General features: G+C 69.6%; 19 protein-coding genes and 1 pseudogene. 8 read left to right on the top strand and 12 right to left on the bottom strand.

Annotated elements, in window-relative coordinates; all coding sequences use genetic code 11:
- Window positions 1-3 precede the first annotated feature (3 nt).
- The gene (locus tag AW274_RS03040) at window positions 4-864 is read left to right on the top strand and encodes an NAD(P)-dependent oxidoreductase (protein WP_062429107.1); all 861 of its coding nucleotides are present in this window, start codon (window positions 4-6) and stop codon (window positions 862-864) included.
- A complete protein-coding gene (locus AW274_RS03035; protein WP_157519741.1) occupies window positions 848-1,612 on the top strand; it encodes a tetratricopeptide repeat protein in 765 nt (254 codons plus the stop codon). Before AW274_RS03040 ends, AW274_RS03035 begins: the two co-directional genes overlap by 17 nt.
- On the opposite strand, the gene AW274_RS03030 is transcribed toward AW274_RS03035, so the two are convergent.
- A complete protein-coding gene (locus tag AW274_RS03030; RefSeq protein ID WP_062429104.1) occupies window positions 1,526-2,356 on the bottom strand; it encodes an ABC transporter permease in 831 nt (276 codons plus the stop codon). The genes AW274_RS03035 and AW274_RS03030 overlap by 87 nt on opposite strands.
- 116 nt (window positions 2,357-2,472) lie before the next feature.
- Between AW274_RS03030 and AW274_RS03025 the strand changes: the two genes are divergently transcribed.
- Window positions 2,473-2,940 (top strand): hypothetical protein, encoded by a 468-nt coding sequence (locus AW274_RS03025; protein WP_062429102.1) that lies wholly within the window; start codon window positions 2,473-2,475, stop codon window positions 2,938-2,940.
- Here AW274_RS03025 and AW274_RS41025 read toward each other — a convergent pair.
- Together AW274_RS41025 and AW274_RS03015 are read right to left on the bottom strand one after the other, a co-directional pair.
- On the bottom strand, window positions 2,935-3,750 hold the full coding sequence (locus AW274_RS41025) for an ABC transporter permease (RefSeq protein WP_062429100.1): 816 nt from the start codon (window positions 3,748-3,750) through the stop codon (window positions 2,935-2,937). The two genes, AW274_RS03025 and AW274_RS41025, sit on opposite strands and share 6 nt — an antisense overlap.
- A gap of 746 nt (window positions 3,751-4,496) precedes the next feature.
- Window positions 4,497-5,492: a polyamine ABC transporter substrate-binding protein gene (locus AW274_RS03015; protein WP_198168992.1), complete on the bottom strand. Its 996-nt coding sequence runs from the start codon at window positions 5,490-5,492 to the stop codon at window positions 4,497-4,499.
- 329 nt (window positions 5,493-5,821) lie between these two features.
- Here AW274_RS03015 and AW274_RS03010 point away from each other — a divergent pair, with 329 nt between their 5' ends.
- The 4 genes from AW274_RS03010 to AW274_RS03000 all read left to right on the top strand — a co-directional run bounded on the left by AW274_RS03010 (window position 5,822) and on the right by AW274_RS03000 (window position 10,344).
- Entirely contained in the window at window positions 5,822-7,420 is a 1,599-nt protein-coding gene (locus AW274_RS03010; protein WP_062429095.1) for a phytoene desaturase family protein, read from the top strand.
- A gap of 262 nt (window positions 7,421-7,682) precedes the next feature.
- Entirely contained in the window at window positions 7,683-7,835 is a 153-nt protein-coding gene (locus tag AW274_RS40000) for a hypothetical protein (protein WP_157519738.1), read from the top strand.
- Window positions 7,820-8,956, top strand: a complete 1,137-nt coding sequence (locus tag AW274_RS03005; protein WP_063813057.1) for an aromatic ring-hydroxylating oxygenase subunit alpha — start codon at window positions 7,820-7,822, stop codon at window positions 8,954-8,956. The genes AW274_RS40000 and AW274_RS03005 overlap by 16 nt, the downstream gene beginning before the upstream one ends.
- A gap of 101 nt (window positions 8,957-9,057) precedes the next feature.
- Complete coding sequence (locus AW274_RS03000; RefSeq protein WP_439648749.1) at window positions 9,058-10,344, top strand: aspartate aminotransferase family protein; 1,287 nt, start codon at window positions 9,058-9,060, stop codon at window positions 10,342-10,344.
- On the opposite strand, the gene AW274_RS02995 is transcribed toward AW274_RS03000, so the two are convergent.
- The 8 genes and pseudogenes from AW274_RS02995 to AW274_RS02965 all read right to left on the bottom strand — a co-directional run bounded on the left by AW274_RS02995 (window position 10,317) and on the right by AW274_RS02965 (window position 17,757).
- A complete protein-coding gene (locus tag AW274_RS02995) occupies window positions 10,317-10,574 on the bottom strand; it encodes a hypothetical protein (RefSeq protein ID WP_062429089.1) in 258 nt (85 codons plus the stop codon). The genes AW274_RS03000 and AW274_RS02995 overlap by 28 nt on opposite strands.
- Before the next feature lie 68 nt (window positions 10,575-10,642).
- On the bottom strand, window positions 10,643-11,497 hold the full coding sequence (locus AW274_RS02990; protein WP_062429087.1) for a helix-turn-helix domain-containing protein: 855 nt from the start codon (window positions 11,495-11,497) through the stop codon (window positions 10,643-10,645).
- 78 nt (window positions 11,498-11,575) lie between these two features.
- Window positions 11,576-11,782, bottom strand: coding sequence for a hypothetical protein (locus AW274_RS02985; protein WP_030454164.1), 207 nt, complete (start codon window positions 11,780-11,782; stop codon window positions 11,576-11,578).
- A 79-nt stretch (window positions 11,783-11,861) separates the two neighbouring features.
- The gene (locus tag AW274_RS43115) at window positions 11,862-12,203 is read right to left on the bottom strand and encodes an AtuA-related protein (protein ID WP_439648748.1); all 342 of its coding nucleotides are present in this window, start codon (window positions 12,201-12,203) and stop codon (window positions 11,862-11,864) included.
- Between the two features lie 174 nt (window positions 12,204-12,377).
- Window positions 12,378-13,542 (bottom strand): annotated as a pseudogene (locus AW274_RS43110) (acyclic terpene utilization AtuA family protein); the annotation flags it as partial.
- Window positions 13,542-14,303: an enoyl-CoA hydratase family protein gene (locus AW274_RS02975; RefSeq protein ID WP_062429086.1), complete on the bottom strand. Its 762-nt coding sequence runs from the start codon at window positions 14,301-14,303 to the stop codon at window positions 13,542-13,544. The gene AW274_RS02975 and the pseudogene AW274_RS43110, both read right to left, overlap by 1 nt.
- Complete coding sequence (locus AW274_RS02970) at window positions 14,300-16,219, bottom strand: ATP-binding protein (RefSeq protein ID WP_062429084.1); 1,920 nt, start codon at window positions 16,217-16,219, stop codon at window positions 14,300-14,302. The genes AW274_RS02975 and AW274_RS02970 overlap by 4 nt, the downstream gene beginning before the upstream one ends.
- 5 nt (window positions 16,220-16,224) lie before the next feature.
- A complete protein-coding gene (locus tag AW274_RS02965; protein ID WP_232320005.1) occupies window positions 16,225-17,757 on the bottom strand; it encodes an acyl-CoA carboxylase subunit beta in 1,533 nt (510 codons plus the stop codon).
- A 239-nt stretch (window positions 17,758-17,996) separates the two neighbouring features.
- Here AW274_RS02965 and AW274_RS02960 point away from each other — a divergent pair, with 239 nt between their 5' ends.
- On the top strand, window positions 17,997-18,407 hold the full coding sequence (locus AW274_RS02960) for a hypothetical protein (RefSeq protein WP_062429080.1): 411 nt from the start codon (window positions 17,997-17,999) through the stop codon (window positions 18,405-18,407).
- Here AW274_RS02960 and AW274_RS41020 read toward each other — a convergent pair.
- Window positions 18,404-19,894, bottom strand: a complete 1,491-nt coding sequence (locus tag AW274_RS41020) for a serine/threonine-protein kinase (protein WP_062429078.1) — start codon at window positions 19,892-19,894, stop codon at window positions 18,404-18,406. The genes AW274_RS02960 and AW274_RS41020 overlap by 4 nt on opposite strands.
- Window position 19,895: the final 1 nt, after the last annotated feature.

Below are 19,895 nucleotides of genomic sequence, written 5' to 3'. Positions count from 1 at the left end.
GGCATGACTCCTGTCACGATTCTCGGACTGGGTCCGATGGGGCGGGCGCTCGCTGGCGCTTATGTCGCCGCGGGTCACCGCACGACGGTGTGGAACCGCACCGCGGGCAAGGCGCCCGAAGGCGCGGTCGAGGCTGTCACGGTGGCCGAGGCGGCTGGGGAGCTCACCATCGTGTCGGTGATCGACTATGACGCGGTGTCCGCGATCCTCGACGCCGAGGCGCTGAAGGGGCGCACTCTCGTCAACCTCACGGCCGACACTCCCCGGCGGGCCAGGGAGATGGCCGCCTGGGCCGCCGATCAGGGCATCGCCTACCTCGAAGGGGCCGTGGCCTGCCCGACCACGGGCATCGGAACGCCTCAGGGTCTCATCTTCTACAGCGGGCCTCGGGAGCTCTTCTCCCGCTGGGAGGCGGAGCTGTCGGTGCTTGCCACGCCGATGTATCTGGGTGACGACCCCGGCCGCGCGGCGGCCTTCGACGTGGCGGTGCTCGATGCGTTCTGGAACGCCCTCGCCGGTGTCGTCCACGCTTATGCGCTCGGCGCTTCCGAGGGGATCTCGGCTGCTGAGCTGACTCCGATGTTGCGGGGGCTCGGGGAGATCCTGCCGTCGCTCATCGACGAGTGCGGCGCGAACCTGGAGTCGGGGGAGCACCCGGGGACGGCGTCGTCGATTCGGTCGGCGCGGGCGGCGATTTCGCATGTGATCGCGGCGTCGGAGACGGCGGGGCTGGAGACGGGGGCGTTGCGGGCGGCGCGCGGCTACGCTGATCGTGCGGTGGCCGATGGGCGGGGGGACGAAGGCTTCTCGCTCCTCACCAAATATGTGGCGGCACGGGGAGACGGGAATGGATCCGCTTCGTGAGCACGGAACCGACCTCGCGTCGCTGCACGACCATGCGCTGGCCGCGCTCGGCGAGGCCGAGAACGACCGCTCGCCGTCGACGTTGCGCGCCGCCCTGGAACTGACCGAAGAACTGCTCGAATCCAGCTCGGATGATGCCGAGGCTCACTACCTTCGTGGTTTCGCCCTCTATCTGTCGTGGACGACCGGCTTCGCGCTCCGTCGCGAGGCGATGGCGGAGTTCCGGCACACCCTCGACCGGGATCCGGGTCACCCCTGGGCGCGTTTCCATGTGATCGAGCTCTGCTATTCGGCCGGCATGCACGAAGAGGCCATCGGCCATTTCGGCGGCATGAGCGAATCGTGGTTCGCTGAACGTGATCTGGTGTGGCGCTACCTGCTGGCCTGGGAGTATGCGGTCGCCGCGAAGATCGCGCTGAGGCGGTTCGACGAAGTCTGGGACGAACTGCCCCGTCTCGTCGACCGTTACGTCGAGCTGGAGGACAGCGACGACATCCTCGAAGCTCCTGCCCGCCTTCTCGCTCAGTGGCGCCGACTGCCGCCCGACCATGAATTCGGCGAATATCTGGCGGGTCAGCTTCGTCGATTCGTGCCGGGTGGCTGGCTGAAACCCGACGACCTCATCGTCGTCCCGGACAGAACCGGTCTCTCGCACGCTTTCCTACCGGCCGCGCAGGTGAGCGGGGATGCCGTCCTGCCGGGGCATTCGACGTTGCACCAGCCAGCCCAGCAGCAACGCCACCAGTGAAGCGAATACCAGCAGCGTCGCGAGTGCGTTCAGTGCGGGGGTCGGCGCGTTTCGTACCGCGCTGTAGAGCTTGATGGGGACGGTCACCGACGACGCGTCGGGGGACAGGAACGCCGAGATGACGAAGTCGTCCATGGACGATGCGAAGACGATCATCGCGCCGGCGAACACCGCGGGGGTCAGCAGGGGGAGCAGGATCAGCCGGACGGCGGACAGGCGACCGCAGCCCAGGTCGCGGGCTGCCTCCTCGTAGTCGGTGCCGATCGACGCCAGCCGGGAGCGGACGATCACGACCACGTACGAGACGGAGAACGTCACGTGACCGATGATCTGAGCCGGCTGGCCCAGTGGCACGAACAGGTAGAGGTTGGTGAAGACCAGGTAGAGGGCCGAGCCCATCACGATCTCGGGGGTGGCCAGCGGCAGCAGGGTCAGTCCGCCGACGACGCGGCCCGTGCGGCCTCGCCAGCGGGCCAGGCCGAGGGCCGTGGCGACCCCGAGCGGGGTGGCGATCAACGTCGTGAGGCCGGCGACCGTCAGGCTGTTGATCAGGGCCAGCCGTAGCGACGGGTCTTCGGCCACCGAACCGGACGAGCCGAAGTACCACTGCAGGGAGAAGCCCTGCCAGGTGCTGCGCGAGCGGCCGTCGTTGAACGAGAACTGGATCGCCACCAGGATCGGCACCAGCGACCACACGACATACGCCCACGTCACCGACGCGAGCACCCACGGGCGCCGTCTCATGAGATCTCCTCTCCGGCTGGGCCGGGGTTTCGAGCGCAGGACATGAACAAGGCGATCGAATTCATGCGGAAGACTGGTCGGCCGGATGCCAAGTGGTAGACGGGATGTGTCGAACAGTGAAATTCATCAAGGTCGAGCGGCAGGCGGATCCCTATGGATTCCTGGTGAGTGCCGTCGACTACCTTCAGGCACTTCCCCGGCTCGAAGCGGATCTTCCTCCTGGTGCCCGGGAGTTCGCCTCGGATCCCGCCCACTACGACTTCTACAATGTGCGTTGCGTCAAGGACCTGACCCTGGTCGACACGCATCTCTGGGACGACGGCCGACTTCATCTGCGCATCATCTTCGGCCCCAATGAGTGGAAGCACGACAGCGGGCTGGAAGTGAGTTACACCGATGTCAGGGCATTCGACATCAGGCTTCGGAAGAAAGGCCCGGAGGAATCGGTTCTCGGAAGCCTGATGCTCGACGAGATTCTCCCGCACCCATTGGGTTGCGGTCATGAGCTTGTTTTCACGGGAGGCTCGGTGAATGTCGTCGCCGCTGATCTGTCCGCCAGGTGGCTTGAGGACGTCGCGTCATGACACCTCCTCCTCGGCCCGGCGGCTGGAGATCAGGTAGTACACCATCACCACCATGAGCAGCGCCGACAGCAGCAGCACGAGTGACGCCCCGAGTTCCTTCCGGGTCCCGCCGAGCAGGTAGAACTCGATCTGGTTGGCGATCATCGTGGTGGTCGGCGAGCCCGATACGAGGGTGTTCGTGTAGTAGTCGCCGAACATCGGCAGCGCCGTGATGGCCGACGCGGTCAGCAACCCGGGCCGCGACAGCGGAAGCGTCACGTGCCAGAACGCGCCCCGGCCCGAACAGCCGAGGTCGCGCGCCGCCTCCAGTAACAGGGGGTCGATGCGGTCGAGGGTGGAGAACAGCGGCACGATGAAGAACGGGATGTACCCGTAGACCAGCGCCAGCACGACCGTCACCGGGTTGCCCGACAACCAGCGCACGGGTTCGTCCACGATCCGGGTGAACAGCAGCAGGTCGTTGACGTAGCCGTCGTCCTGGAGCAGGTTCAGCCAGGCCAGCATGCGCGTCAGGTAGTTCACCCACCACGGCGCGAGGATCAGGCCGAGCAGCAGGGCCCGGTGCCGTCCGGCGTGCCGGGCGACGTAGTAGGCCACCGGGTAGCCGATGGCCACGCACAACCCCAGGGCGAGGGCGACGTAGAGCAGCGTGCGGAGGAAGACGGGCCGCAGGTCTCCGGTGACCGACCGGGTGAGGATCTCGGTGAACGCGGTGAAGTCCCAGTAACGGGGGTCCCATTCCGGCACCGGCGCGTTGAAGACCGGGTCGGTGTAACCGAAGGCCACGGCGGCGATGGCGTAGAAGGGCACCGCGAACAGCAGGACTAACCAGAGCGTGCCGGGCGCGGCGAGCAGACCCCACAGACCGCCACTCCGATCGCGACGAGCCCGACGAGTAGGAGCCCCGACATTTCGCCGCAATACCGAGCCGATGGGCTGTGCGGAGACGGGCGGGGCTGCGGATCCGGCCGCCCGTGGTGTCGTTTCGCCAGGGGAGCCTGGACGATCCGCTGCTCCACCTTGGCCAGCTGTGTGATCGGTAGTCGGCGTGGGCAGGTCGCCCGGTCTGCTCACACCAGGGCTAACCTCAGCCGGTCCACTTGCCGTTGGCTCGCTGGCGCCGGTTCCGCCCTCGGCCGGTCTGCTTGCAGTTGGCTCGCTCGCGCCGGGTCTACTCGCGGTTGATCTGCTCTTCGCCGTCCCGCTTGCAGCCGGTCCGCTCGCCCCGCATTCACTTGCGTTTCGCCCGCTTGCGCCGGGTCTGCTCTCAGTCGGTCCGCCCGCAGCCGGTCTGCTCGCGCCGGCTCCGCTCGCGGTTGACCTGCTCGTAGTTGGCTCGCTTGTGTCAGGTCTGCTTTCAGCCGGTCTGCTTGCCCCGGTTCCGCTTGCGGTTGGTCTGCCCGCAGTCGGCTCGCTCGTGCCGGGTCTGCTTTCAGCCCGTCCACTCGTAGCTGGTGTGCTTGAACTGGGTCCGCTCTCAGCCGGTCCGTTCGGGTGATCGTCCACTCTGGACGGGGGTTCTCCCGGAGGTTCCGCGGAACCTCCGCCGTCCCCGTTCACTGGCCTGCCTTGAATTGCGACCACGTGTCCAGCCAGACCGCCTCGGCGGCGGGGGAGATCTGGAAGATCTGCTGGCTGCGGGCGTACACGTCCGGCGTCACGATCGCCGACTTCAGGCCCTCGGTCACGAACTCGTCGGTGACCATCTTCTCGGGGGTGATCGCCGACAGCGCCGGCTGATAGCCCGTGAAGGAGAAGTTCTCCTGCGCCACCGCAGGATCCAGCAGATGGTCGAGCAGCATGTGCGCGAGCACCGGCTTCGAAGCGGATGCGGGCACGGCCATGGAGTCGGTCCCGACCACGCCGAGGTCGTCGGACGGGTACCAGTAGCCGAGCACGTCCGCGTCCACGCCCTTCGGCAGGTACGACTGCGCGTTGATCATGTCCCCGGACCAGCAGTGGTGCACCGTCGCCTGGCCCTCGGCCACCAGCTGATAGGCCGCGATCCCGGTCTTGATGTTCATCAGCGGTACGAGCTCCGACAGCCACGTCCCGGCCTGCTTGATCTTCACGGGATCCTCGGTGTTGATCTCCCGCGACCCGTTCTTCAGCATCGCCAGGGCCAGGCCCTCGCGGTGGTCGTCGATCAGATAAGCCTTGCCCTTGTACGCCGGATCCCAGAGCAGCCCATACCCGAACCCGGCCGAAACCTCGTCGGCCCGGTACCCGACCCCGGACGTGTAGGCGCAATAGGGCACCGAATACCGTGAACCGTCGTCGTAGAAGGGCGACTGGAGCTGAGGCCACGCGTTGGCCAGATTCCCCAGGTAGGTCTTGTTCAGCGGCAGTAGCAGCTTTCCGACCGCGGCCTTCCCGATCACGTCGGGCGTCGGGAACCACACGTCGAACGACGCGCCGGGTGTGCGGAGTTTGGAGATCGCGTCTTCCATCGTGTTGAAGGTCGTCAGCTCGATCTCGACCCCGTGGGTCTTCCCGAACGCCTTCAACACGTCAGGCGACACGTACTCGGGATAGTTCAAGATCTTCAACACCCCGCCGGACTCCGGGGAGAGCCCGTCCGCGATCGGAGGGATGTCGTCGTGCAGCGGCAGGGCGCCGGGTGAATCCGTTCGAGTGAGCGGCACTGCGGAGGACCCCGTCGAGCGGCCGGGCCGCTCGCCTCCACATGCCGCCGTCGCAGCTAAGGCGCTGACCAGCAGAAACCTGCGTCGATCCATGCTGTTCCCTTTTCTGGTACCGAATCTCCTCTTGCCAGACTGACTGGTTGCCCAGTTAGTCTGACGGTGTGGCCCCCATGGGCCGCAAGGCGTGCGGGCATAAGTTTTCCGGGTCGTAACGCCATGCAGAAGGGGTACAGCCGGTGAAACACGCATACGACGCGATCATCATCGGGGGCGGGCACAACGGGCTCGTCGCCGCGGCCTATCTCGCCCGTGCCGGACTCTCCACACTCGTCGCCGAAGCCCGTCCGGTCACCGGGGGCGCGGCCACCACGGAAACCCCCTGGGGCCCCGACTTCAAAGTCACTGCTCTCTCGTACGTCATGAGCCTGATGCCCCCCACGATCCTGCGTGACCTGCGGCTCAAGGAACACGGCTACGACGTGATCCCCATGGGGCCCAGTTTCGTGCCGTTCCCCGACGGCCGTTCCCTGCAGACCGAGACGGGCGATCCGGCCCGCGACCACGCCCAGATCGCCGCGTTCTCCGCGAAGGACGCCGACGCGATGCCCCGCTACGAAGCCTGGCTCCAGGGCATCGGCGACGTCCTGTCCCCGTTGCTGATGCGCACCCCGCCCAACGTCGGCTCGATGCGGCCTAAGGACCTGATCGACCAGTTGAGACTGGCCTGGGGGCTGCGCGGCCTGCGGACGCGGGGCACTGCCGACGCGGTCCGCCTGTTCACCATGTCGGTCGAGGACCTGCTGAACGAGTGGTTCGAATCGCCCCAGGTCAAGGGCGTGATGTCGATCAACGGCGTCATCGGCACGTGGGCCGGGCCGGCCGAGCCGGGCACCGCCTACGTGATGATGCACCACACGATCGGCGACGTCGGTGACGGGCGCATGGGGTCGTGGGGGTACCCGATCGGCGGCATGGGCGCGGTCAGCCAGGCGATCCGGAGCTCGGCCGAGGCGTTCGGCGCGACGGTCCTGACCGAAGCCCCGGTCCGAAAAATCCTTATAAAGGGGGGCAAGGTCGTAGGAGTCGCCCTCGAAGACGGCCGCGAGTTCACCGCCTCCACCGTCGTCGCCGCCACCCACCCCAAGACCACCTTCCTGACGCACGTGGGCCGCGACCACCTGCCCGACGACTTCGTGCGCGACATCGAACGCTGGCGCTCCCGCTCGGGCGTCGTGAAGATCAACGTGGCCCTCTCGGAGCTGCCGACCTTCCCGTCCAACCCCGAAGCCGACCTGACCGGCTCGGTCGAGCTCTGCCACTCCATCGAGTACGTCGAGCAGGCGTTCCAGGACGCCAGGTCAGGCGTCGCCGCGCGCCTGCCGTTCTCCGACTCGGTCATCCCCTCGACGGTCGACCGCACGCTCTGCCCCGAGGGCACCCACATCATGTCGATGTTCACCCAGTGGGTCCCTCACACCTGGAACGAGGAACCGCACACCGAGGAACTCGACGCCTACGCCGACCGGGTCATCGACGGCTACGACCAGCTGGCCCCCGGCTTCAAGGCGTCGGTCCTCCACCGCCAGGTCATCGGCCCCCACGAGATGGAACACGAATACGGCCTGCTCGGCGGCAACATCTTCCACGGAGAACTCTCCCCCGACCAGCTCTTCCACCTGCGCCCCGCCCCCGGCTACGCCGACTTCACCACCCCGGTGAAGGGCCTCTACCAGTGCAGCTCGGCAACCCACGGCGGCGGCGGCGTGACGGGCATCGCCGGCTACCTGGCCACCCGCCGCATCCTCAAGGACCGCAAGAGGGGCGGCAGAAAATGATCACCCCAAGCGTCCGCCGGACTCGCGCGCTGAACGGTGCTTCGCCATGCCATGGAGGCGCGGACCCGACCCACGCCTGCGTGCGATCGGTCCGCACTCGCGCGGCGAACGGTGCGTCGCCGATCCCTGAGAGTGTTCGCCGAACCTGCGTTCGCGCGCGGGCGCGCCACGGAATCACCGATACCCGCGTGCCGGACGGTGTTGCTCCGCTGAAGGCGATCGAGGACGTGAAGGCCGTATTGAACACGAGGTGGTGGAAGTGATGATTCGGGTTCTCCGTGACGTGTTGTCGAGTGTCCTGGCCCGGCCCGACGGGAAAGCCGGTGTGGTCTGGCCGCCCAGCCAGGCCGGGGCCGCCCGGCCGACGACCTGGTGTGGTTCCGGCCAGGACCAGAGCGAATGGTGCAAGCGATGAACTCCGCTCCGCTCGACCTCGACGAAGTCCGGGCCTGTCTCAAGGCCCCGGGTCAGATGCTGCCGCAGGCCGCCTACACCGCCGACGACGTGCTCGCCTGGGAGCGGGCGGTCGTCTTCGCCGGTGGCTGGGTCTGCGCGGGGCGTTCGTCGGACATCCCGAACCGGGGTCGGAAGGCCGTCGCCGTCGGCGACGACTCCGTGTTGCTGGTGCGTGACGACGACGCCGTGCTGCGCGGGTTCTACAACGTCTGCCGTCACCGCGCCCACGAACTGCTCCCGTGCGGTTCGAGTGCGACCGGACGGTTCATCGCCTGTCCGTACCACAACTGGGTCTACAACCTCCGGGGCGACCTGCACCGCATCCCCGGCGAGCCGGCGCCCAAGCTGGGTCTCGTCGAGGTTCCGGTCACCGAGTGGCACGGGTTCGTGTTCGTCAACGCCGACGGGCAGGCGCCGCCCATCCACGACTACCTCGACGGGCTGGCGGAGATCGTCAGCCCGTACACGATGGGTGAGCTCGACGTCGCCGCGTCGCACGAATATGAGCTCGACGCCAACTGGAAGCTCGCCGTCGAGAACTACCACGAGTGTTACCACTGCCCGGCGATCCACCCCGAGCTGTGCGCCGTGAGCCCGCCCGACAGCGGGGACAACTATGTCCCGACGGGGCTGTGGGCGGGCGGGCGCATGGACCTGGTCGACGGCGCCGAGACCATGTCGATGGACGGCAACTCGGCGACCGGGCCCCTTCCCGGCATCACGGGCGAGCGGCTGCGGATCGTCGAGTACCTGCACCTGTTCCCGAACCTGCTGCTCAGTCTCCATCCCGACTATGTGATGACGCACGTCCTCGAACCGCTCACCGCCACCCGGACCAAGGTCACCTGCCAGTGGCTGTTCCCCAAGGGGACCACCGACGTCGGCTACGCCGTCGACTTCTGGGATCTGACCAACCGCCAGGACTGGCAGGCCTGCGAAGGGGTGCAGCGGGGCGTGAGTTCACGCGGGTACCGGCCGGGCCCGTTCTCCGCCGACGAGGACGTCACCTTCCAGTGGATCGCCACCGTGGCGACCGCTTATCTCACGGGCCGCGCGCCGGCCCTGCCCGAAAGGATCTAACGATGACCGTCGTCAGCGAGCGGACACCGGCTCGCGTACTGGACGACCTGATCGCCCTTCAAGAAGGCGCGTTCCTCGCCCGGACCGTCGAATCGCGGCGAGTGCGCACCGAATGCTCCGATGTCTTGCCTGGGGGAGTGGCCTCCAACTGGCAGGACGCCCCTCCCGGCGCCGTGTGGATCTCGCACGGCCAGGGGTCCCGGGTCGTCGACCTCGACGGCACCTCGTACGTCGACCTGCACGGCGGATTCGGGGTCAACCTCGTCGGGCACGCCCACCCGGCCGTCGTCGAGACCATCGACGAACGGGTCAGGAAGGGCACCCATTTCGCCCAGCCGACCCGCGACGCCGTCGTCGTGGCCCGGCTGCTGGCCGAGCGGTTCGGGCTGCCGATGTGGCGGTTCGGCAACTCCGGCACCGAGGCCACGATGGACGCCGTCCATCTGATGCGGGCCGCCACCGGCCGCATGAAGATCATCAAGGTCGAGGGCAGTTACCACGGCCACCACGACTCCGTGCAGGTCAGCGTCTATCCGTCCATCGAGGAGGCCGGGCCGCCGCTGCGGCCCCGCTCGGTGCGCTACAGCGTCTCGGTGCCGCCGGACCTGGCCCGGCTGACCGTCGTGGTGCCGTTCGGCGACCTGGAGGCCGTCGAGCGGGCGCTGATCGAGAACTCCGGCGAGATCGCCGGGATGATCCTCGAACCGGTCATGATGAACATCGGGCTCATCCCGCCGCCCGACGGCTACCTCGGGCAGCTGAAGGACCTGCTGCACCGCCACGGCGCCTACCTCGCCTTCGACGAGGTCAAGACCGGGTTGTCGGTGGCGCCCGGCGGCGCGTCCGAACTACTCGGCGTGACGCCCGACCTCATCTGCCTGGCCAAGGCGCTCGGCGGCGGCCTGCCGTGCGGGGCGATCGGCGGCACCCCCGACCTGATGCGGCTGATCTCCGAGGGCGTGTACGAGCAGGTGGGCACGTTCAACGGCAATCCGCTCACCATGGCGGTCGCGGCGGTCGTGCTCCGGGACGTGCTTAATTCGGACGCTTATCGTCACTTTGATCGGTTGCGCTTGGTGATGACAGAAGAGGCCACCGCCATTCTCCGCAGATGGGGCATGCCCGGATATATCCAGTCATATGGCGCGAAGGGGTCAGTAATATTTCATGAGAAACTCCGCGACTACCGCGATTTTCTCGACTATCCCGGCGAATGGGGACATGCGCACTGGCTCTACCAGCACAACGGCGGGGTCTTCCTGCCGCCGTGGGGCAAGACCGAGCAGTGGACGTTGTCGGTCCAGCACGGCGACGACGACGTGCGGCGATTCCTGACCAACCTCGACACCATGGGGCGTGACTACGCCGGAAGCGCCGCCATCAGGTAGGCGAGGCGGGCGGCGGCGTCTTCGACCGACTCGACCGTGCCGAGGCGGTAGCCCCACGAGGTCACGAAGGCGCCGCAGTCGGTGCAGGTCACCGTCTCGGCGAGGGTGTCGGAGAAACGGTTCCGTACGTGCACCGCCGGCGGATTGGCGCTGAGCAGGCGCACCGAAAGGTCGATGTGTTCCCGCGTCGCATCGGCGAATCGCTCAAGAGACCACAAAGTGTCAAGCATCGCACAATCACCTCCCGGCTGAGAGGAAAGGATTGCACGCTCCCGTCACATGAGGCAAGCAATTGCTCTTACGAATCAGCGGATTGTTTCCCCAATTCGTCGATGACCCGGACGATCACCGCGCGGGCGTCCTCGCGATAGACGGCGGCGGCCGCGAAGTCGTCGTGAGCGCGCCCGTAGAAGGCGATGTCGTCGGGGTCTCTGAGCAGCAGGTCCTTGGTGAACGTGGCCACGCCGACGAGCGCCTCGTTGTAGATGGCGAAGCTGTGCAGCGGCGTGGCCGGCAGCATCGACTCGAACGGGATCACCCCGAACTCGACGTTGGGCAGCGTCGTGATGGCCAGCAGCCGGTCCATCTGGCCGCGCATCACGTCGACCGGCGCGAGCCGCACGTGCAGCACCGCCTCGGGCACCACGAACGTGAACCTGCGCTGGGGGTCGTAGAGGATCTCCTGCCGCTGCATGCGCACCCGGATCGCCGCGTCGACGTCGTCGACCGCCTCGTAGACCCGGCGCACCTTCTGGAAGATGTGCCGGGAGTACTCCGCGGTCTGCAGCAGGCCCGGCACCAGCCCGGCCTCGAAGATCCGCAGCGTGCGGATGCGCGCCTCCAGGTCGCGCACGTCCTCCTGGAGCGCCGCCAGCCCGCCCTTGTGCCGGGCCTTCCACGAGTCGTGGCGCTCGCTCAGGCCGACCGCCTGCTGGATCAGGTTGTCGACCATGCCGGGTTCGGCGGCGACGGCCTGGGCCCAGACGACCACGTCGTCCTCGGTCGGCGTCTGGCGGGCGTTCTCGATCCGCGAGACCTTCGACGGTTGCCAGTGGAGGCGCTCGGCGAGGTCCTTGCCGGACAGGTGAGCGACCTCCCGGAGCTGCCTGAGCTGGATGCCCAGGTCGATTCGCGCCTGCTGGAAACCGCTCACTCGATCCCTCCCGCCATGGTGCGGACCAAGGTAGACCTCAGTTCGCCGCACAGGCCATAGGGAGCTCCCTAATCGTGATCAGGTCAAGACCTTGCGTGCGATCTCGACCAGGAGTTCGCGCGGGACCTCGACGGCGGTCTCGTAGTCGGCGAGGTGCCGGAGATCGGCTCTGGCCTCCGGATCCACCACCTCCGTGCCCTGCACGACGATGGTGCCGCGGTCGGTCTCGTACAGGGCGGGGCACGACGTGGCCTCGGAGGTGGTGCCGAGGAAGCGGAGGCGCATGAGGGGGTGTCCTTCCGTACAGTCGCAATTGCGAGCAATTGTAGGAGGACTCACGTTTCGCCGCGATGTCGGTATGGACTCAGGGCAGCGGCACCGGAACCGCCCGCAGGCGTTCACCGAGGGCCTTGGCCTGCGCGTCCATGAGAGGGCTGGCGGCCACCCCCCGGCCGAGCAGGCCGTGGACCACGAAGTTGACCGCGAGCAGGTTCGGGAACAGATGGCGGTCGACGCGCAATCCGGTCACTTCGGGCAGCAACTCGGCCAGCCGGTCGGTCGTCAGGTAACTCTCCAGCCACGCGTAGTGGTCGGCGGTGCGCACCCACACGCCGAGGTTGGCGTTGCCGCCCTTGTCGCCCGAGCGGGCGCCCGCGATGAGGCCCAAAGGTCGGAGCTCTTCTTCGACGGTCAGCGGGATCGGCATCGGCGGGGCGAACCACGGCCCGGCCGCCCCCGGCTCCTCGCGGCCGGCCGGGGCCGCCTCGGGCGCCTGCGGCACGGCGTCCTCGAACGGCACCTCCGCGCCGTCGACGGCGACCGTGGCGGTGATCCGGGGCACCGCCACCGGCCAGTAGATCCCGTAGGGCGACGCGTCGCCGGGCGGGGTCAGGCCGTAGAAGCCGGGATAACTCGCCAAGCCCGTCTCGACCACGGCCGAGGAGAACAACCGCCCGGCCTTGCGCTGGTCGGGGTCCATGACCGTGATCCGGAGCAGGTCGCCGACCCGTTCCGTGTACGTGTGCTCGAAGGTCTCCCTCGGTACCCGCGCCCAGACGGCCGCTTCCGCGACCTCGGCCTTGCGGTCGGCGTCGAGGCCGGTCAGCACCAGGGTCATCGTGTTGCGGTAGCCGCCGAGCACGTTCACCGCGGCCTTCAGCGTCGGCGGGGGCGCCTCGCCGCGCACGCCGCTCACCGACACCCGGTCGGGGCCCTCCTGCATGAGCCGGATGCTGTCGAACCGGGCCGTCACGTCGGGGCCCTTATAGCGGGGGCCGGCGATCTCGTACAGGAGCTGGGCGGTGACGGTGCCCACGGTGACCGCGCCGCCGGTGCCGGGGTGTTTGGTGATGACGCAGGAGCCGTCGTCGTGGAGTTCGGCGATGGGGAAGCCGCAGTGGGCCAGGTCGGGGATCTCGCCGAAGAAGGCGTAGTTGCCGCCGGTGGCCTGGCAGCCGCACTCGATGACGTGCCCGGCGACGACCGAACCGGCGAGCGCGTCGAGGTCGGCGGGGCCCCAGCCGTACCGCCAGATGCCGGGGCCGGTGACCAGGGCCGCGTCGGTGACGCGGCCGGTCACCACGACGTCGGCGCCGGCCGAGAGCGCGGCGGCGATGGGGAAGCCGCCCAGGTAGGCGTTGGCGGTGATCGGCGCGGCCGTGAGGGTCTCGCCGGTGTCGAGGTTGACCAGCGGGCCGAGCTCGGCCAGGCGCGGCATGAGGTCGTCGCCGGTGACGGTCGCGACCTTGGCCGGCAGGCCGAGGTCCCTGATCGCCTGCGCGCACGCCTCGGGGTCGAGCCCGCCCGCGTTCGACACGATCTTGATGCCGCGGTCGAGGCAGGTCGCCAGGACGTCGGAGAGCTGCTTCACGAACGTCGTCGCGTAGCCGGGGGCGGCCCTTCGCCCGGTTCCCGGCCAGGATCAGCATGGTCAGCTCGGCCAGCCAGTCGCCGGTGAGCACGTCGATCGGGCCGCCGTCGACCTGCTCCCGCGCGGCCGACAGGCGGTCGCCGTAGAAGCCCGAGCAGTTGGCGATGCGCAACATCAGACGGTCCAGGCGGGCGGGCGCTTCTGCAGGAACGCGCTCATGCCCTCGCGCGCCTCGGGCGAGGAGAACAACTTGGCCGACAGGGTCGCCATCTCGTCGCCGCGTTCGGCCAGCAGCCGCCTGACCGGCTCGGTGACCAGGCGCTTGGATTCGGCCAGACCCTGCGGCGAGGCCGCCCGCAGGCCGTCGAGCACGGCCTCGACCGCGTCGTCGAGCTGCGGCAGCGGGACCGCCCGCGTCAGCAGGCCGATGCGCTCGGCCTCCATCGCGCCGAACGTCTCGCCGGTGATGAAGTAGCGCCCGGCGGCCCGGCCGTCGAGGCGCGGCAGCAGGGTCAGCGAGATCATCGCGGGCGCGAGCCCCAGCCGGGCCTCGGTGAAGGCGTAGTCGCCGCCGTCGTCGGCCACCACGACGTCGCACGCGCCGAGCAGGCCGAGCCCGCCCGCCCGCGCCTTGCCCGCGACCCGGCAGACCACCGGCTTGGGCAGCTCGACCACCAGCGTGAACAGGTCGATCATGCGGCGGGTGCCGGCCTCCATGCCCTCGGCCGCCGCCTCCGACAGGTCGGCCCCGGCGCAGAACACCGGCCCGGTGTGGGTGAGCAGCACCGCCCGGACGTCGTCGTCGGACCCGGCCGCCTCCAGGTGGGCCGACAGCTCCTCGACGAGCTGCCGCGACAGGGCGTTGCGGTTGCGCGGCGAGTCGAGGGTGACCGTGGCCACCCCGCGCTCGACCGTCAGGTGTACGACCTCGGTCACTGTGTCACTTCCTTGATCACGGCCAGTGGCGTGCCGGCGTCGACCTGCCGCCCGGCGACGGCGGTCAGTTCGGCCACCACCCCCTCGGCGGGGGCCGTGATGCGATGCTCCATCTTCATGGCCTCCAGCACCACGACCGTCTGCCCAGGTTTCACCGCGTCACCCACGCCGACCTCGACCCGCAGCACGGTGCCGGGCATCGGGGCGGGCAACGACCCGGGAGGAGTCTGCACCACGGGTTCCGGCAACCTCGGGAGCGGGGTCAGCCTGACGGGGCCGAGCGAGGAGTCGACGTACACGGCGTCGTCGTAGGAGGCGACCGCGAAGACGCGGCGCACGCCGGCGATCTCCAGGATCACCTCCTCCGGCGCGGCCGAGACGAGGATCGCCTCGGGCGACGACCGCAGGCCGTCGCGGGTGAGGAGGTGGGTGACCTCGCCGGCCTCGGCGAAGGCGGTGCGCTGCGGTTGCGAGACCACGTTGCGCCAGCCCGGCGGCAGGTCGCCGAGGGTCGCCCTCGGCCGGGCCGATCGGGCGAGGGCGGCCGCCAGCGCGGAGAACCGCACCTCCTCCGGGCCCGCCAGGGGGGCCAGGTCGTGGCGGGTCAGGAAGCCGGTGTCGGTCTCGCCCCGGAGGAACTCGGGGTGGCGCAGGACCCGGACCAGCAGGTCGCGGTTGGTCGCCGGGCCGTGCAGCTTCGCCCCGGCCAGCGCCGTGGCCAGCCGCCGGGCCGCCGCCTCGCGGGTGGGGGCGTAGGCGACGACCTTGGCCAGCATCGGGTCGTAGAACGTGCCGATCTCGTCGCCGGACACCACGCCCGCGTCGAGCCGCAGGCCGCCCTGGGCGAACTCGGCCTCCACGCCGGGCACCTCGAAGCGGTGCATCCGGCCGGTCTGCGGGGTCCAGCCGTCGGCGGGGTCCTCGGCGTACAGGCGGACCTCGATGGCGTGGCCCACGGGGCTCGGCGGCAGGCCGGGCAGGGCGGCGCCCTCGGCGATCTCGATCTGGAGGCGGACCAGGTCGACGCCGTAGACGGCCTCGGTGACCGGATGTTCGACCTGGAGGCGGGTGTTCATCTCCAGGAAGTGGAAGCGGTCGTCGGCGAGCAGGAACTCGACGGTCCCGGCGCCGACGTAGCCGATGGCGCGGGCCGCGTTCACCGCCGCCTCGGCCAGCGACCGGCGCAGCTCCGGCGTGACGGCGGGGGAGGGCGCCTCTTCGAGCACCTTCTGATGGCGGCGCTGGATCGAGCACTCGCGCTCGCCCAGCGCCCAGACGGTGCCGTGGGTGTCGGCGAGGATCTGCACCTCGACGTGGCGGGCCCGCTCCAGCAGCGGCTCGGCGAACACGGTCCCGTCGCCGAACGCCGCCGCGGCCTCGCGCCCCGCCGACTCCAGCGCCTCGGGCAGCTCCTCGGCCGACCGGACGACCCGCATCCCGCGCCCGCCGCCCCCGGCCGACGCCTTGAGCAGCAGCGGATAGGTGAGGTCGGCGGGCGGCTCCTCCACCGCGCCGGAGAGCGTGATGGTCGGCAGCAGCGGCACCCCGGCCTCCGCCATCAGCGCCTTGGCCTCGATCTTGTCGCCCATCGCCGCGATGGCCTCGGGCGTCGGCCCGATCCAGGTCAGCCCCGCCTCGGCCACCGCCCGCGCGAACGCGGCGTCCTCCGAGAGGAACCCGTAGCCCGGGTGGACGGCGTCGGCCCCGGCGGCCCTGGCCGCCGCGACCAGCTTCCCGGCGTCGGTGTACGCCTTCACGTCCCCCAGCCCGACCGCCGACCCGGCCTCGGCGACGTGCCGCGCGCCCGCGTCGGCGTGGCTGAACACCGCGACCGTCTCGATCCCCAGCGCGTCGCACGCGCGGATCACCCGGCGGGCGATCTCGCCCCGGTTGGCCACCAGAACCCGACTGATCATCTGACTCACATCCGGAAGACGCCGAAACCGGCGGCGGGCGACTCGGGGGCCGAGCCGATGGCGGACAGGCACAATCCAAGGACGGTCCGGGTGTCGCGCGGGTCGATCACGCCGTCGTCGTAGAGGCGGCCGGACAGGAAGAACGGCAGTGACTCGGCCTCGACCTGCGCCTCGACCATCGCGCGCATGGCGGCGTCGCCCTCCTCGTCGAACGCCTGCCCGCGCGCCTCGGCGGCGGCCCGGCCGACGATCGAGAGCACCCCGGCCAGCTGCGCCGGGCCCATCACCGCCGACTTCGCGCTCGGCCAGCTGAACAGGAACCGGGGATCGTACGCCCGACCGCACATGCCGTAGTTGCCCGCGCCGTAGCTGGCCCCCATGACGACCGTCAGATGGGGGACGGTGGAGTTGGCGACCGCGTTGATCATCATCGAGCCGTGCTTGATGATGCCCGACCGCTCATAGTCCTTGCCGACCATGTAGCCGGTGGTGTTCTGCAGGAACAGCAGCGGCGTGCGCGACTGGTTGGCGAGCTGGATGAACTGGGCCGCCTTCTGCGCCTCCTGGCCGAACAGCACGCCCCGCGCGTTGGCCAGGACGCCGACGTCGTAGCCGTGGACGGTGGCCCAGCCGGTCACCAGGCTCGGGCCGTAGAGCGGCTTGAACTCGTCGAACTCACTCGCGTCGACGATGCGCCCGATCACCTCGCGCGGGTCGAACGGGACACGCAGGTCTTCGGGGACGATGTCGAGCAGCCCTTCTTCGTCGAGCAGCGGCGGGCGGGAGGGCTTGGGCGCGCGGCCCAGCTTGCGCCAGTTCAGCCGCTTGACGATGGCCCGGCCGATGCGCAGGGCGTCGTGCTCCGACTCGGCCAGGTAGTCGGCCAGGCCCGAGTCGCGGGCGTGCATCTCGGCGCCGCCGAGCGACTCGTCGTCGGCGTCCTCACCGGTCGCGACCTTGACCAGCGGCGGCCCGCCGAGGAACACCTTGGCGCGTTCCCGGACCATGACGACATGGTCGGACAGGCCCGGCACGTAGGCGCCTCCGGCCGTGGAGTTGCCGAAGACCAGGGCGATCGTCGGGACGCCGGCCGCCGACAACCGGGTCAGGTCGCGGAACACCCGCCCGCCCGGGATGAAGATCTCCTTCTGCGTCGGCAGGTCGGCGCCGCCCGACTCGACCAGGTTGACCAGCGGCAGCCGGTTCTCCAGGGCGATCTGCGTGGCCCGGAGGGTCTTGCGCAGCGTCCAGGGGTTGGACGCGCCGCCCCGGACGGTCGGGTCGTTGGCGACGATCACGCACTCGACGCCCTCGACCACGCCGATGCCGGTGACCACGCTGGCGCCGACGGGGAAGTCGGACCCCCAGGCGGCCAGCGGGGACAGTTCGAGGAAGGGCGCGCCGGGGTCGAGCAGCAGTTCCACGCGCTCACGGGCCAGGAGCTTGCCCCGGGCGTGGTGGCGGTCGACGTACTTCTGCCCGCCGCCTTCGACCGCTTTGGCGTGCTCCGCCGCCAGGTCGGCGAGTCTGCCGAGCATCGCCGCGCGTCGCTGCTGCGTTTCCGCCGAGTCGGGAGGTTGGATCACGTTCGGTGAGTTTAATGTTCTACGCGGGGAGACGACCCCCGAACCCCCTGACATGCACCTTTCAGGCTAGTTTCAGAGACGGAAATCATCGGCGCAGCTCACGGCGGCCCCGTCGACCCGACCTTGTCCGGTTGTGGTGACCTCATCAGACTCAGTTAAGTCTTCAACTAACTGCACGGATGAGGAGAGGCATGAAGCGCACCATCTTCGTACTCATAGGCGTCATCGGCGCCATGCTCACCGGCATCACTTCCGCGTCCGCGTCCGCGGTCGACTGCTCCGCGGGCGGGTACACGCGGGTCTACAACAGCTACATCCCCACGAACTGGGAGCGGGGGGCCATCGACGGGCGCAGCTACAACATCGGCGCCAACATGACGTACAACTACGAGATCTGTCTCGACATCCCCGACAACGAGACGTTCACGATCGAGGTGCGCATCTACAACAACGGGAGCTGGAGCACGTTCGTGGACGCCCGGCCCGGTGACAAGGTCTTCCGCTACTCGCTCGCGCCGAACAGCTTCTGGCAGGTCTACGGCACCCTGACCGGCCCCGGCAGCACCTATCTCTACTACGACTGGTACGAGAAGCTGCTCTAGCCGCAGTGGGTCCAGCCGCTCTGCCAGGTGGCCTTGGCGAATCCGCCGCCCCAGACGACGCACTTCTTCTTCGCGAGGAGGCGGATCGGGCCGGCGTAGGCGGTGTAGCGGCCCCAGTCGTTGCCGTGGGCGCCCTTCTGCACGCGCAGCAGGGCGCCCATTTTGATGCTGCCCGGGATGACGTTCTTCGACAGGGTGACCACGCAGTTGAGGCCGGTCGCCTCTTCGTACAGGAGATAGGTGGTGGCCCGGCCGCCCTGCCAGCGGTGCTGGTTCACGACCGCGAACCCGGCCCCGCACAGGCCCTCGGGCGTGTTGGGGTTGGGCTCCCTGGTCTTTGCCGGGCTCGGGCTCGGGCTGGGGGAGGGCGACGGTGACGGCGAGGGGCTGGGCGACGGCGAGGGCGTCGGGGTCAGGCTCGGGCGCGGCTTGTCGACCACGTCGGGACGCTCGGCCGGGGCCTCCGGCGTCGCCTCGGGCGCTTCGGGCTGGGCGGCGACCGGGGAGAGCGACGGGCGCGGGGCGCGTTTGGTCGGGGTGAGCTGCGCGATGACCGGGGCGGCCGTCGGCGCGGCGACGGCGGTCCGCGGTGCCGGCTGGGTCAGGACGTAGGCGGCGCCGCCGAGGAGGAGCACGGCAGCGGCGCCGGCCAGCACCATCCGGCCCCGCTTCACCGGGGCGGCCTTGATGACGCCGTGGTCGCCGCGCAGGTAGGCGATCAGCTGGTCGGGGGTGGGCCGGTCGGCCGGGTCCTTGGCCAGGCAGCGCGCCACCAGGGTGCGCATCGGCTCCTCGACCTCGCCGAGGTCGGGCTCGGAGTGCAGGATGCGGTTCAGCACGACCGGGATCGAGTCGGCGCCGAACGCCGGGCGGCCGGTCGCCGCGAAGACCATCGTGACGCCCCACGCGAACACGTCGGACGCCGGGCTGGCGGTCGCCTCGCTCAGTAACTCGGGGGCCAGGTAGGCGGGGGTGCCCATGGTCGTGCCGCTCATCGTGGCCTGCGGGGCGTCGAGGGCTTTGGCGACGCCGAAGTCGATCACGACCGGGCCCTCGGGGCCCATCAGCACGTTGGCGGGCTTCAGGTCGCGGTGGGTGATGCCGGCCTGGTGGATGGCGGCCAGGGCGGTCGCCGTGGCGATGCCCAGCCGTTCGAGCGCCGCGCCGCGCCGCGGGCCCTCCCGCTCGACGAGGTCCTTCAGCGACGGGCCCGGGACGTACTCGCTGACGATGTAGGGCTGGTTTCCGGCGAGGTCGGCGTACAGGACCGGAGCCGTGCTGAACCGCGCCACGCGCTGGGCGAGGCTGACCTCGCGCAGGAAGCGGGCGCGGGCCGCCGGATCGGTGCTGAGCCGGGTGTGCAGCAGCTTCACGGCCACGGTCGCGCCGTCGGGGGTCACGCCCCTGTAGACGACGCCCTGGCCACCCTCGCCCAGCCGGCCGACGATCTCGAACGGCCCCAGCCGTGAGGGGTCGCCTTCCACCATG

Origin of the sequence: Herbidospora daliensis (assembly GCF_001570585.1) — a bacterium.
Taxonomy (GTDB): Bacteria; Actinomycetota; Actinomycetes; order Streptosporangiales; family Streptosporangiaceae; genus Herbidospora; species Herbidospora daliensis.
This window is presented reverse-complemented; position numbering and strand designations above follow the sequence as displayed.